The sequence below is a fragment of the Streptomyces sp. NPDC057445 genome (assembly GCF_042802855.1).
Classification (GTDB): domain Bacteria; phylum Actinomycetota; class Actinomycetes; order Streptomycetales; family Streptomycetaceae; genus Streptomyces.
In genome coordinates this window covers 213,655-227,128 of the sequence record NZ_JBHVDH010000007.1, presented here as the reverse complement: position 1 = coordinate 227,128, position 13,474 = coordinate 213,655, and the positions used below count along the sequence as shown (strand labels likewise).

At 71.6% G+C, this 13,474-nt stretch carries 11 protein-coding genes; 6 read left to right on the top strand and 5 right to left on the bottom strand.

What is annotated here, in order from left to right:
- Window positions 1-61 precede the first annotated feature (61 nt).
- The 3 genes from ACFU5O_RS18460 (at window position 62) to ACFU5O_RS18450 (ending at window position 3,018) form a co-directional block, all read left to right on the top strand.
- Complete coding sequence (locus ACFU5O_RS18460) at window positions 62-1,186, top strand: acyl-CoA dehydrogenase family protein (RefSeq protein WP_384241518.1); 1,125 nt, start codon at window positions 62-64, stop codon at window positions 1,184-1,186.
- Window positions 1,183-2,232, top strand: coding sequence for a Zn-dependent alcohol dehydrogenase (locus tag ACFU5O_RS18455; RefSeq protein WP_384241516.1), 1,050 nt, complete (start codon window positions 1,183-1,185; stop codon window positions 2,230-2,232). Before ACFU5O_RS18460 ends, ACFU5O_RS18455 begins: the two co-directional genes overlap by 4 nt.
- A 168-nt stretch (window positions 2,233-2,400) precedes the next feature.
- Complete coding sequence (locus tag ACFU5O_RS18450; RefSeq protein ID WP_384241514.1) at window positions 2,401-3,018, top strand: hypothetical protein; 618 nt, start codon at window positions 2,401-2,403, stop codon at window positions 3,016-3,018.
- Between the two features lie 138 nt (window positions 3,019-3,156).
- Here the strand turns inward: ACFU5O_RS18450 and ACFU5O_RS18445 are convergent, their stop codons facing one another.
- Window positions 3,157-4,155: a GlxA family transcriptional regulator gene (locus ACFU5O_RS18445; RefSeq protein ID WP_384241511.1), complete on the bottom strand. Its 999-nt coding sequence runs from the start codon at window positions 4,153-4,155 to the stop codon at window positions 3,157-3,159.
- A gap of 59 nt (window positions 4,156-4,214) precedes the next feature.
- On the opposite strand from ACFU5O_RS18445, the gene ACFU5O_RS18440 reads away from it, so the two are divergent.
- Entirely contained in the window at window positions 4,215-5,555 is a 1,341-nt protein-coding gene (locus tag ACFU5O_RS18440) for an MFS transporter (RefSeq protein ID WP_384241509.1), read from the top strand.
- A 291-nt stretch (window positions 5,556-5,846) separates the two neighbouring features.
- Here ACFU5O_RS18440 and ACFU5O_RS18435 read toward each other — a convergent pair whose 3' ends face one another.
- A complete protein-coding gene (locus ACFU5O_RS18435) occupies window positions 5,847-6,452 on the bottom strand; it encodes a flavin reductase family protein (RefSeq protein WP_384241710.1) in 606 nt (201 codons plus the stop codon).
- Window positions 6,453-6,651: 199 nt separating this feature from the next.
- Between ACFU5O_RS18435 and ACFU5O_RS18430 the strand changes: the two genes are divergently transcribed.
- Window positions 6,652-7,263, top strand: coding sequence for a phosphoribosylanthranilate isomerase (locus tag ACFU5O_RS18430; protein ID WP_384241507.1), 612 nt, complete (start codon window positions 6,652-6,654; stop codon window positions 7,261-7,263).
- Between the two features lie 81 nt (window positions 7,264-7,344).
- Here the strand turns inward: ACFU5O_RS18430 and ACFU5O_RS18425 are convergent, their stop codons facing one another.
- Together ACFU5O_RS18425 and ACFU5O_RS18420 are read right to left on the bottom strand one after the other, a co-directional pair.
- The gene (locus ACFU5O_RS18425; RefSeq protein WP_384241505.1) at window positions 7,345-8,172 is read right to left on the bottom strand and encodes an enoyl-CoA hydratase/isomerase family protein; all 828 of its coding nucleotides are present in this window, start codon (window positions 8,170-8,172) and stop codon (window positions 7,345-7,347) included.
- Window positions 8,169-10,391 carry an acetate--CoA ligase family protein gene (locus ACFU5O_RS18420; RefSeq protein WP_384241503.1) on the bottom strand — a complete coding sequence of 741 codons (2,223 nt, stop codon included), beginning with the start codon at window positions 10,389-10,391 and terminating at the stop codon, window positions 8,169-8,171. The genes ACFU5O_RS18425 and ACFU5O_RS18420 overlap by 4 nt, the downstream gene beginning before the upstream one ends.
- A 392-nt stretch (window positions 10,392-10,783) precedes the next feature.
- Between ACFU5O_RS18420 and ACFU5O_RS18415 the strand changes: the two genes are divergently transcribed.
- Complete coding sequence (locus ACFU5O_RS18415; RefSeq protein ID WP_384241502.1) at window positions 10,784-12,238, top strand: M1 family metallopeptidase; 1,455 nt, start codon at window positions 10,784-10,786, stop codon at window positions 12,236-12,238.
- On the opposite strand, the gene ACFU5O_RS18410 is transcribed toward ACFU5O_RS18415, so the two are convergent.
- Window positions 12,230-13,402, bottom strand: a complete 1,173-nt coding sequence (locus ACFU5O_RS18410) for a flavin-containing monooxygenase (RefSeq protein ID WP_384241499.1) — start codon at window positions 13,400-13,402, stop codon at window positions 12,230-12,232. The two genes, ACFU5O_RS18415 and ACFU5O_RS18410, sit on opposite strands and share 9 nt — an antisense overlap.
- Between the last annotated feature and the right edge of the window lie 72 nt (window positions 13,403-13,474).

Here is a 13,474-nt window from a genome sequence, read left to right as displayed (position 1 = left end):
ACCCCGACCCGTCCGCCCCGGAAGGGGACGTGCGGAACATCCCCCACACGAGGAGGCTCACGTGGACTTCGAGTTCGGACCGGAGGACGAGGCCTTCCGGCGGGACGCCCGCGCATGGCTCGGCGAGCACCTGGCAACGGGGCTCACCGGACACGGCTGGGAACGGGAGCTCGGGCGCGACGGCTGGATCGGGCTCGGCTGGGAGGCGGACCACGGCAACCGGAGGGCCACGCTCACCCAGCAGGTCGTCTGGGCAGAGGAGTACGCCCGCGCCGGCGCACCCGCCCGCGTCGGACACATCGGCGAGAACCTGCTCGCGCCCACCCTGATCGCGTACGGCGGCAAGGAGCAGCAGAGCCGCTTCCTGCCGGGCATCGCGCGAGGCGAGGAGCTGTGGTGCCAGGGGTACAGCGAGCCGGGCGCGGGCTCGGACCTGGCGTCGGTCCGTACCGCCGCGGTCAAGGACGGCGACGGCTACCGGGTCACCGGACAGAAGATCTGGACCTCACTCGCGCGCGAGGCGCACTGGTGCTTCGTCCTGGCCCGCACCGAGCCGGGTTCGCGCCGCCACCACGGGCTGTCGTTCCTCCTGGTGCCCATGGACCAGCCGGGACGCATCGACGTACGGCCGATCCGGCAGATGTCCGGCACCAGCGAGTTCAACGAGGTCTTCCTCGACGGCGCCGAAGCCGTCGAGGTCGTCGGCGGCGAGGGCAACGGCTGGCACGTCGCGATGGGACTGCTCGCCCTGGAACGCGGCGTGTCGACGCTCGCCCAGCAGATCGGATTCGCGGAGGAACTGGGCCGCGTGGTCGCCCGGGCCGTGCGCAGCGGCGCGATCGGTGATCCCGTGCTCCGCGAACGGCTCGTACGCCAGTGGGCCGAGCTGCGCACGATGCGCTGGAACGCGCTGCGCACCCTGGGCGGCCGGGACGACCCCGGCGCCCCGAGCGTCGCCAAACTGCTGTGGGGCGGCTGGCACCGGCGGCTCGGGGAACTGGCGATGCAGGTGCGGGGCGCGGCTGCCGCGGGCGGCCCGGGCGCCTGGTCACCGGCGTACGAACTCGACGAACAGCAGCGGCTGTTCCTCTTCTCCCGCGCCGACACGATCTACGGCGGCTCGGACGAGATCCAGCGCAACATCATCGCCGAGCGCGTGCTCGGCCTACCCAGGGAGTCGCGGTGAGAGGTGTCGTCTTCGACGGCGAGCGGGTCGAGGTGGTCGACGACCTGGAGATACGGGACCCCGGTCCGGGCGAGGTGCTGGTCGCCGTCGCCGCGGCAGGGCTGTGCCACAGCGATCTTTCTGTGATCGACGGCACGATCCCGTTCCCCGTGCCCGTCGTGCTCGGTCACGAGGGCGCGGGTGTCGTCGAGGCGGTCGGCCCGGGCGTCGCCCATGTCGAGCCGGGTGACCATGTGTCGCTGTCCACGCTCGCCAACTGCGGGGCGTGCTCCGAGTGCGACCGGGGGCGGCCGACGATGTGCCGCAAGGCGATCGGCAGGCCGGGACGTCCGTTCTCGCGCGGCGGGCGACCGCTGTACCAGTTCGCGTCCAACTCCGCCTTCGCCGAACGCACACTGGTGAAGGCCGTCCAGGCCGTCAAGATCCCTCAGGACCTCCCGCTCACCTCGGCCGCGCTCATCGGCTGCGGTGTCCTTACCGGCGTCGGCGCCGTACTCAACCGGGCGAAGGTCGCGCTCGGCGACACCGTCGTGGTCATCGGGACCGGCGGCGTCGGCCTCAATGTGCTGCAGGGCGCGCGGCTCGCGGGCGCGCTCACGATCGTCGCCGTCGACGCGAACCCGGCGAAGGAGAAGGCGGCGCGGCTCTTCGGCGCGACGCATTTCCTCACGTCGGTCGAGGGTGTGCGGGAGATCCTCCCGGAGGGGGCACGGCACGTCTTCGAGTGCGTCGGCCACACGGGGCTCGTCCGGCAGGCGATCGACCTCCTCGACCGGCACGGCCAGGCGGTCCTGCTCGGCATGCCCGCCCCGACGGCGGAGGCGACGTTCCTGCCCGCGTCGATGTTCCTGGACAAGTCGATCCTGGGCTGCCGTTACGGCTCCTCGCGCCCGCAGCGGGACATCGCCCTCTACGCACGGCTGTACCAGGACGGGCGGCTGCTGCTCGACGAGCTGGTGACCGGGACGTACCCGGTCGAGGACTTCGCGGAGGCGGTGGAGGACGCGGAGCAGGGGCGGGTGGCGCGTGGCGTGCTGACGTTCTGAGGCGGTCGGTCCCCGGGAGCCCCGTGGCGCGCACTTCCCGCAGGAGTCCCTCAAATGGCGCAACCGCAGCGGGACTTGGCGCGTGTATCAGACCAAGTTCGCCACATCGGCCTTGCGAACGGCCCACTGAAGGTGGTCTTCGCAACGGAACATCGGGGGATCGACATCATGCGACGAACGCACATACACAGCTCCGCCACCCGTCTTGTCGCGACATCCACGGCCCTCGGGGCACTGGTACTTGCGGGCGCCGGATCCACGGCAGCCCACGCCGCCGAGCCGTACGCGTACTCGACGACGCTGACCTTCGACAAGAACCCCTCCGACCCGTCCAACTCCCGTCTGTACTGGCGGGTCTTCCGCACCTACGAGTCCGGCCGGCAGGTCAAGGTCCGCGAGGTCTCCTGGCGGGCCGGATCAGGACTCGGCGTCAAGAACGAGTGCACGAAGAACAGGGGCTGGCTGCCCAACGGCTACTACGACGTCACCCTGTACATGCAGTACAACGGCAGCGCCATCAAGGGCGTGGTCTTCAAGCTGAGCGACAAGAAGTGCGCGGCCGGCACCGCCACACGCACGGAGCTGTTCATCCACAGTGAGATGACACGCACGGGCGGCCAGGGCGGCATCGAGTCACAGCGCTGGACCGACCGCAACCCCAACGACTACCTGTCCCAGGGCTGCATCAAGCTCAACCCCACCGACGTCAAGGCGCTCGCCGCCCAGTACCAGCAGTACCACCGGGCGGGTACGGCGGTCCGCGGCAAGCTGGCCGTCGTTTCCTGAAGGGCCGGGGAGGTCCCGGTGAAGCCGTGAGGCGGGGCTGGGGCGCGGGTTGCCGGCAATCCGCGCCCCAGCCCCGAGCGCGGGCCCCCCGCCCCCGCTCCGAGCGCCGGCGATCCCGTCCGGCTCCCGGTCCGTGGATCAGCGCGGGCTCGCCGTCGCGCGGAAGGTGCGTCGGTAGACCGTCGGTGAGACGCCCAGCACGCTCTGCAGATGTTGGCGCATCGACTGGGCCGTGCCGAAGCCCGCGTCCCGCGCCACCTGGTCCATCGACAGGTCCGTGCTCTCGAGGAGGTGCCGGGCGCGCTGCACGCGCTGCTGGGTGAGCCACTGGCCCGGGCTGACCCCGACCTCCTCGCGGAAGCGGCGGGTGAAGGTCCGCACCGACATGGACTCCTGCCCGGCCAGATCGCGCAGCTGGATCGGCTCATGGAGGCGGTCCAGCGCCCAGGAACGCGCGGCCGAGGTCGTCGCCAGCTGCGCTTCGGGGAGGGGGCGCTGGACGTACTGCGCCTGGCCGCCGTCGCGATGGGGCGGGACGACCGTACGGCGGGCGACGTCGTTGGCGACCGCCGTACCGTGGTCGCGGCGCACGATGTGCAGGCACAGATCGATACCGGCGGCGACCCCCGCGGAGGTGAGGACGTCGCCGTCGTCGATGAAGAGCACGTCCGCGTCCACCTTGACGTCCGGGAACGTGCGCTGGAAGTGGTCCGCGGACGACCAGTGCGTGGTGGCGGGGCGGCCGTCCAGGAAACCCGCCGCGGCGAGGACATAGCCCCCGGTGCAGATCGAGACCAGCCGGGTGCCGGGCCGCAGATACATGAAGGCGCCCGCCAGCTCCGGGGTGAGCCTGCCCTCTTCGAAGACGGGGCCGAGCTCGTACGACGCGGGTACGACGACCGTGTCCGCCGTGGCGAGCGCCTCCGGGCCGTGCTCGACGAGGACGGCGAAGTCCGCGTCGGTACGCACCGGTCCGGGTGGCCGGATCGAGCAGGTGACGACCTCGTACGCCTCCTGGCCCCGGGAGTCCCTGGCGCGGCCGAAGATGCGCTGCGGGATGCCCAGTTCGAAGGGGATGCAGCCGTCGAGCGCGAGGACGACGACGCGATGCGGCCGCGGCTGCCCGGAGGAGGTCATGGCCCGATCGTATCGAATGCTGTCCTTCGGGCCACTCGCTCGCTCACGGCGGTCTCCGGATGCTTGATGACGTGACCCAGACAAGCGATCTCCCCGCAGTTTCGGAAGCCCCCACTCAGGACGTGACGCCCCGGCCCCGGAGGATCCACCGGGCGTGGTTCGTCGCCGCCGCCGCGTTCGTGACGATCACCGGCGCGGCCGCCTTCCGTTCGCTGCCCGGGCTGCTGATCGACCCGCTGCACCAGGAGTTCGGCTGGTCGCGGGGCACGATCGGGCTCGCGGTCTCCGTCAACCTCGCGCTGTACGGGCTCACCGCGCCGTTCGCCGCCGCGCTGATGGACAAATACGGCATCCGCAGGGTCGTCGCGGTGGCCCTGACGGTCATCGCGGTCGGCTCGGGCCTGACGGTGTGGATGACGGCCGCCTGGCAGCTGCTGCTCTGCTGGGGAGTGCTCGTCGGGCTCGGCACCGGGTCGATGGCGCTGGCGTTCGCGGCGACGGTGACGAACCGCTGGTTCACCGAGCGGCGCGGCCTGGTCACCGGCATTCTCACGGCCGCCGCGGCGTCCGGGCAGCTGATCTTCCTGCCGCTGCTGTCCTGGATCGTCCAGGAGCACCACTGGCGCCCGGCCGCCGTCACGGTCGCCCTGGCCGCCGTCACGGTCGTCCCCTTCGTCTGGCTGCTGCTGCGCGACCACCCCGCGGATGTGGGTCTCGCCCCGTACGGCGCAGAGGAGTTCGTCCCGAAGCCCCCGCCGGTGTCCGGCGCGGCCCGCCGCGCGGTGAACGTGCTGTTCTCGGCCGCCCGTACCGGGCCGTTCTGGCTGCTGGCCGGCACCTTCGCGATCTGCGGCGCCTCGACGAACGGTCTCGTCCAGACGCACTTCATCCCCGCCGCCCATGACCACCGCATGCCCATCACGGCCGCTGCCTCGCTCCTCGCGGTGATAGGCGTCTTCGACATCGTCGGGACGATCGCCTCCGGCTGGTTCACCGACCGCTTCGACGCCCGCCGTCTGCTCGCCGTGTACTACGCGCTGCGCGGTGTCTCGCTGCTCTTCCTGCCGATACTGCTCGCCCCGTCCGTCCATCCGCCGATGGTGTTCTTCATCGTCTTCTACGGCCTCGACTGGGTGGCGACCGTCCCGCCGACCATCGCCCTGTGCCGTGAGCGCTACGGCGACGACTCCGCGATCGTCTTCGGCTGGGTGCTGGCGTCCCACCAGGTGGGCGCGGCGGTGGTGGCCTTCGCGGGCGGCCTGGCCCGGGACGTCTTCGGCTCGTACGACGTGGTCTGGTACTCGTCGGGTGCGCTGTGCGCGGCGGCGGCGCTGATGGCCCTGGTGATCAGGCGGCACCGGCCCGTCCCGTCGCCTCCGGCGGTGGGCGCGGCGGCCTGATCGTACGGACCGGCGTGCTCTGGCAGCTTGCCCTCGTGCAGATCCAAGGGCCTCCTTCCGTTCCGACGGCGGCACCGCTCTCAGCACGACCGTCGTCGGCGTCCTTGTGGTCGCCTGCTGCGGTCTTGTGCGCCTCATGCCGCGCAGGGCGCGCACCGGCATGGTCCCGCCGGCCTCGAAGCTTGCGAAAGACCGTGAGCAGGACGATGCGGCGCCCGCTCGCGATCCAGTAGGTGATGCGCATGGCATCACCGGCGAGGTGGAAGCGTGCGGCTTCGCCGTTACGGCCGGTCAGGCGCTGAACCGTCCGAACCGTCCGAACCGTCCGCGGTGGAACAGCAGAGGGTCGCCGTCCTCCTCCGCGCCCAGCGCCTCCACCCGTCCCACCACGATCAGATGGTCGCCGCCCGTGTGAACGGTCCGGATCGTGCAGTCGATCCAGGCCGGGGCGGAGGCCAGCCGCGGGGAGCCGGTCACCGGGGCGGGCGCGTGGGTGACGCCCGCGAACTTGTCGGCCCCGCTCACCGCGAAGGCCCGGCACAGCTCGCCCTGGTCCACGCCCAGGATGTTGACGCAGAAGGCCCCCGCGCGGGCGATGCGGGGCCAGGTCGTCGACGTACGCGCCACCATGAAGGCGACCAGGGGCGGGTCGAGGGACAGGGAAGCGAAGGACTGGCAGGCGAAGCCGGCGGGACCGCCGCCCTCGGTGTCGTACGCCGTGATGACGGTGACGCCGCTCGCGAAGTGGCCCAGCACGCGGCGGAATTCAGCGGCGTCGACCGGCGGTCGCTCGTCCTCGCCGACGGTTCGCAGCTCGGGGCGCGGCAGGGCGTCGAACGGCTCGGCGGCCGTGGCGGCGCCGACGGACCTGAGGTAGCGGACGGCGGTGGCCGCCATCGCTGCGTGTCCCATCACCTCCCCATTGAAACTGACGTCCCGTCAGATTGTAAGTCCCGGGCGTGAACCGAGTGGCCGGGATCGTACGGCGGTCGGCACGCTTCCTGACGCTCGCGCCTGGCACGACGGCGGATACGCGCGCCGCCGCCCAGTAGCGTGGGGACGGACCGGCGGCATCGGCAGTTACGGAGCAGCAGAAGTGAGCACCCCCTTGTTCATCAAGGTCTGCGGTCTGCGGACCGAACAGGACGTGGACGCGGCCGTCGAGGCCGGCGCCGACGCCATCGGCTTCGTGTTCGCCGCCAGTGCACGCCGTATCGACGCCGACAGCGCGCGACGGCTGGTGCGGCGCGTGCCGGAGGGCGTCATGACGGTCGGCGTCTTCCGCGATCAGCCGTTGGCCGAGGTCAGGGAGCTGCTGGACGCGAGCGCCGTGCGCGCCGTACAGCTGCACGGGAGCGAGGACCTCGCGTTCTACGACGCGCTCCGGCCGGACGGGCGGACCCTCATCCGTGGGGTCGCCGTACGGGACGACGTGCCGCCCCACGGGGAGCGAGGCGAGGACATCCTGCTGCTCGACGCGCCGGTGCCGGGCGCGGGCGAGACATGGGACCGGTCGGGGAAGCGGCTGCCGGAGCCCGGACGGGCGTGGCTGCTCGCCGGGGGACTCGGCCCGGGGAATGTCGCCGAGGCGGTACGTCTGGCCCGCCCGTGGGGAGTTGACGTGTCCAGCGGGATCGAGATCAGCCGGGGCGTGAAGAGCCCGGAGCTGATCGCCGCGTTCATCGCGGCCGCGCGAGCCGCCGGGTAGGCAGGACCGGTTCATCGACTCACCGACCCGGGAGCGGCACCGCCGTCCAGCCCGGCGGGCGGTGCCGTGCAGCGCCGGAACTCACCTTCCCCGGTACTCCGGATCGCGCCGCTCCACGAAGCTCGACACGCCCTCGTTCGCGTCGCGCGTCGTCATGGTGATCTCGACCGCCGCCGCCTCGGCCGCGAACGCCGTGGCGCGGTCGGTGTCGAGCGAGGCGTTGACGAGCTGCTTCGTGAGGGCGAGGGCGCGGGTCGGGCCCTGGGCGAGGCGCTCGCCCCACTCGCGGGCCGTCTTCTCCAGCTCGTCCGCCGCCACGACCCGGTTGACCAGTCCCAGCCGCTCGGCGTCCACGGCCGACAGCGCGTCCCCGAAGAACATCAGCTCCTTGGCGCGCTGCGGCCCGATCAACCGAGGCAGCAGATACGCCCCGCCGCCGTCCGGTACCAGCCCGCGCCGTACGAACACCTCGACGAACCGGGCGGGTTCGGCGGCCAGGACCAGGTCGCAGGCGAGCGCGAGATGGGCGCCGATTCCCGCGGCGACGCCGTTCACCGCCGCGATCACCGGTTTCTCGCAGTCGAGCACGGCCGCGACGAAACGCTGGGCGCCGAGCCGGATCGTACGGGCCACGTCACCCGGAACCCGCTCCGTCCCGGAGTGCGCCCCGCGCAGGTCGGCCCCGGCGCAGAAGCCCCTGCCGGTGGCCGTGATCACGACGGCCCGGACCTCCGGGTCGGCGGAGGCCTCCGCCAGGAGCGCGATGATCTGCTCGCGCTGGTCCCACGTGACGGCGTTCATGGCCTCGGGACGGTTGAGCGTGATCCACGAGACGCCGTTCTCCGTGCGGTGCAGCACGGTCGGCCCGCCGGCGCCCTCGCCCGTCCCCGCGCCCGTCCCCGTCGTCATCGGCACACCGCCAGCGCGTCCAGCGCCACCGCGCCCTGTCCGCGGGGCAGCACCATCAGGGGGTTGATGTCGAGCGCGGAGAGGTCACCGCCGAGCTCCAGCGCCATCCGCTGGACCCGCAGGACGACTTCGACGAGTGCGTCCACGTCCGCCGGCGGGCGGCCCCTGACCCCGCCCAGCAGCGCCCGCCCGCGCAGTTCGGCGAGCATGGAGCGGGCCTGGTCCTCGCCGAACGGCGGGACGCGCACCGCCACGTCCTGGAGCACCTCCACCAGCACCCCGCCGAGGCCCACCGTCACCGTGGGCCCGAACAGGTCGTCCTGTGTGACACCGACGACCATCTCGACGCCCCGCTCGACCATCTGGCAGACCAGGATGCCGTCGAGGCCGATGTCCTCGTAGCGGGCGATGTCGGTCAGTTCGCGATAGGCGTCGCGGACCTGGCTGGCCGAGGTCAGCCCGATCTTCACCAGGCCCAGCTCGGTCTTGTGCGCGAGCTGGGGCGCTGACGCCTTCATCACCACGGGGTAGCCCACCAGCCCCGCGGCGCGCACCGCCGCGGCCGCGCTCGTCACGAGCTGCTCGCGCGGCACGCGGATGCCGTACGCCCGCAGCAGCTGCTTCGCCCCGTGCTCACTCAGCCGGTGGCCGGGGCGGAGCAGGGCCTGGGCCTTGCGGAAGGAGGGGGACAGGGTGCGGGGTGCCTCGTCGAAGGCGGAGCGGTAGCCGGCGGTGAACCGGTGGTGGCCGAGGTACGCCTTCACCGCGGTGATGCAGTTGGCGAACGTACGGAAGGTGGCGACCCGCGACGAGCCGAGCAGCGTCCTGCGGTACGCGTCCTCCGTACCGACGGGCGAGCCCCACACCACGCACACCAGCTTGTCCGTCGCCTCCGCCGCGTCCACGAGGTCCTGCGCGAGCCTGTCGCTCATGGGAGGGAAGGGGCCGGTGATCGGGCAGACCAGCACCCCCACCAGCGGGTCGGCGAGGATCGCATCGATGATCTTCCGGCCGCGCCAGTCGCCCACCGGGTGCCCGCCGTTGTCGACGGGATTGGCGACGTTCAGATACTCCGGTATCCACTGGTGCAGCTCGGCCTGCCTGGCCTCCGACAGCGGCGGCAGCGGCAGCCCGGCCGCGGTCGCCAGATCCGAGAAGTGCGCGCCCGTGCCGCCGGAGATCGAATAGACGACGACGCCTTCCGCCAGCGGTTTACGGGCCCGCGCCAACAGGGCGGCGGTGTCCTGGAGTTCGTCGAGTCCGTCGACGCGGATCACGCCGTACTGCCGCATCGCCGCGTCCACCACCTGATCGGCTCCGGTGAGCTTGCCGGTGTGCGACGCGGCCGTCCGTGCACCGGTCTCGGTCCGCCCGACCTTCACGGCCACGACCGGCACGCCGTGCCGTGCGGCCCGGTCGGCGGCGAGCAGGAAGGAGCGTCCGTCCTTGAGCCCTTCCATGTAGCAGGCGATCGCGCCGACCTCGGGCCGTCCCGCGAAGTACGAGATGAAGTCGGCGGTCTCCAGGTCGGCCTCGTTGCCGGTGGGCGCCCAGTGGGAGAGCCGTACGCCCAGCTCCTGCATGGTGAAGACGGGCCTGCCCTGGTGGCCGGACTGGGTGATGAGCGCGATGGCGGGGCCTTCGAGGTCGTCGCGGAACGTTTCGAAGGCGTTGAGATTGGTGTTCGGCCCGAGCAGCCGCAGGCCGGAGCGCTCCACGGCCGCCGCCAGCCGCCGCTGGGCGGCCGCGCCTTCCTCGCCCGTCTCTGCGAACCCGGAAGCGAAGGCCACGGCGAACTTCACCTTCGCCTGGGCGAGTTCCTCGATCACCGGCAGTGGATCGCGGACGAGCAGTACGGCCAGGTCGACCGGCTCCGGCAGGTCCGCCACGGACGGGACACAGGACAGCCCGAAGACGGCGGCCCGGGCCGGATGCACGGGATGCAGTCTCGCGCCGACCCGCTCTGCCCAGCGGATCAGTTGGCGGGTGATCCCGGTGTTCGGCCTGCCTTCGGCGTCGGAGGCGCCGACGACCGCGACCGACTCGGGCCGGAAGAACCGGTCGAGGTCGGGGACGGGCGCATACAGCGACCGGCCGCTGACGTCCAGATCGCCCTCGCTCGCGGCGACGCCGTGGACAGCGGGTCCGGGCTGCTCTCCGCAGGCCACCACTCGGGCGCGGAGATCGGTGGTGAGGGTGCCGTGGGTCGATCCAAGCATCTTCCGCCCGCTCCTTGCTCGTCGGCCAGGTTACTGACGCATAGTCAGATTACTGAGCTGACGTGCAGTCAGGAAGCTGTGTGCAGGCACGAGCCTGCAAACGGCCCGGCCCGGCCGGTACGCGCAGGGGGACCGGCCCCGAACCGGGGTCCGCCGACGCCGGGCCCCGGGGGCGAGGTTCCGGCTGCTCGCACGGTTGCTTCTCGGTGGTCAGGAGAGAGGGAGATCACTCTTTGTAGCGCCGTCCCCCTCGGTGAGTCATGATCGGACGGACGGGGGTGAACAGGGCGGGCCCCGGCGGCCATGTGCCGGTCGATCTCCAGCAGATGCCGGGCAGGCGCCCTCTCCCTCTCCCTCTCCTCCCCGGCCCGGCCCGACCCGACCCGACCCGAATGACGACTCCACATCTGCGAGAAGGAGACCGGGTGCCACGCGTCCTCCGGCAGATCGCCCTGCCGGCCGCCGCCGCGCTGCTGGCGTGCTCGGCCTGTACGGGCCCGGCCTCTTCAGGCGGATCCGGGCGACCGGCCACCGCCTCAGCCGGTGCGGCGGGCCTCCGCGACACGCTCTTTCCGAAGCTGGGCAACGGCGGATACGACGTTTCCCATTACGCCCTCACCCTCAGCTACGAGCCGGAAGAGAACAGGCTCAAGGCCACAGCAGTGATCACCGCGCGGGCCACCCGGCCTCTCGGCTCCTTCAACCTGGATCTGCACGGCCTCTCCGTCCGCCGGACCACCGTGAACGAGCATGTGGCACGCACGGAGCGCCGCGGGGACGAGCTGGTGGTGACGCCCTCCGCCGCGGTCGGCCGGGGGCAGGAATTCACCACGGAGATCTCCTACGACGGAGTGCCGGCGACCATCGAAGGCGAAGACGGCGCGGTGGAAGGCTGGATGGAGACCGACGACGGCGCGGTGGGGCTCGGAGAGCCCACGGGGTCCATGGCCTGGTTCCCCGGAAACCATCACCCGTCGGACAAGGCGGGGTACGACATCACCGTCACGGTCCCCGCGGAATTGAAGGCCATCTCCAACGGCGTACTGAAAAGCCGTACCGTCGAAGGGGGCCGGGCGACCTATGCGTGGAGCAGCCCGGAACCCATGCCCAGCTACGCGGCGACGGTAGCGGTCGGCGACTTCGACATCAGCGAGACCGCCGGTGACGGCCTGCCCGTGTACGTGGCGACGGACCCGGACGAAGCGGACGAGGCAAGGAACCTGCCTGCGCTGGTGGGAGAAGTGGCCGCTTGGGGCGTTTCGCGGTTCGGCCCGTACCCGTTCGCCTCCACCGGGGCGATCGTCGACCACTTCCCCGAACTCGAGTACGCGCTCGAAACGCAGACCAAGCCGTACTTCGCGGGGGCCCCCGGCGACAAGCTGGTGGTCCACGAGATCGCTCACCAATGGTTCGGCAACTCCGTGACGCCACGGTCGTGGAAGGACATGTGGCTGAACGAAGGGTTCGCGACCTACGCCGAATGGCTCTGGGAGGAAGAGCGGGGCGGCAAGTCGGCGCGCGAGACCTTCGACGCCTTCCACGACGGCACCCACCCGGAGAGCAAGGGCATATGGGCCTTCCCGCCGGCGGCCCCGCCGGATGCCGGCCGTGTGTCCGACGCTCCTGTCTACGGCCGGGCGGCCATGGCGCTGCACAAAGTACGCGAGGCAGTCGGTGACAAGACGTTCTTCGCCCTTCTGAAGGCGTGGGCGCAGCAGCACCGCCACAAGAACGCCGGCACCGCCGACTTCATCAAGCTGTGCGAAGCGATGTCGGGGAAGGACCTGAAGGCACTCTTCGACGTCTGGCTCTTCGGCGAGGGAAAGCCTCCCTCCCCGTCAGCGTGACAGTCTTTTCGCGATCTTCCGGGCGTCCAGGGTCATTTCGCGGAGCATCCCGCTGATCGGGTTGGTGAAGCCCGTGAAGTAGAGGCCCGGGGCCTCGCGCGGGGTCCGGCCCCCGTGGACCACGGGCCGGCCGCGGTCGTCGAGGACGCCGAGGTGGCCGACCAGGGGCTCCAGTGCCCGGTGGTAGCCCGTGGCCGCGATGACCGTGTCCGGGGCGATGCGCGAGCCGTCGGTCAGGACCACCTTGCCGTCGTCGAAGGACTCGACCGCGGCGACCGGTTCGACACGGCCCGCGCGGACCGCCTCGATCAGGCCGACGTCCTGGACAGGGATGGCACCCTGCCTCACGCGGGAGTAGAGGCCGCTGTCGGGGCGGGGCAGTCCGTGTGCCGACAGATCGGGTACGGAGATCCGGCACATCAGGGCCCCTGCCAGGTCCACCAGGCGGACCGGGAGGCGACGGACCAGGATGCCCGTCCGCTGGGCGGGCCAGCCTGCGGTCGAGCGCCGGACGATGTGGGGGACGGTGCGTACGGCCAGGCGTACCCGCGCGGCACCGCCCTCGGCCAGGTCGGCGGCTATCTCGGCGCCCGTGTTGCCGACGCCGACGACCAGAACGTCCTTGCCCGCGTACGGGGCGGGGTTGCGGTATGCGGAGGCGTGCAGGAGCTCGCCCGTGTAGCTGTCCCGGCCCGGCAGGTCCGGCAGGCGCGGGGTGTGGTTGTAGCCGGTCGCCACGACGACCGCCCGTGCGGTGAGTCGCCGGCCGCCGCTCGCGTGGAGCACCCAGTCGGCGCCCGCGGGCTCGATCCGGGACACCTCCACTCCCGTGACCAGCTCCAGCTCATGGAAGTCCGCGTACTTCTCCAGGTAGCGGATCACATCGTCCCGTGACACCCATCGCCCGAACTTCCGGGGCATCGGGAGCCCGGGCAGCCCGGAAAGCCGGCGGGTGGTGTGCAGGTGCAGCCGGTCGTAGTGCCCGCGCCAGGACGCGCCGACCGACTCGGACTTCTCCAGCACCACCGCCCGTACGCCCCGCTCCCGCAGGGCCGCGGCGGCGGCGAGGCCGCCGGGTCCGGCGCCTATGACGTAGACGGGGCGGTCGTTCGTGAGGTCTCCCGGGACGTCGGCGGCGGGGTCGGTAGGTCTGTCATCGGCCATGACAGCTGAGCGTAATTGCCCGTTCACTTGTTGGGTCTCGGGCAAGAAGGGAATCGATTGCAAATCGGTCAC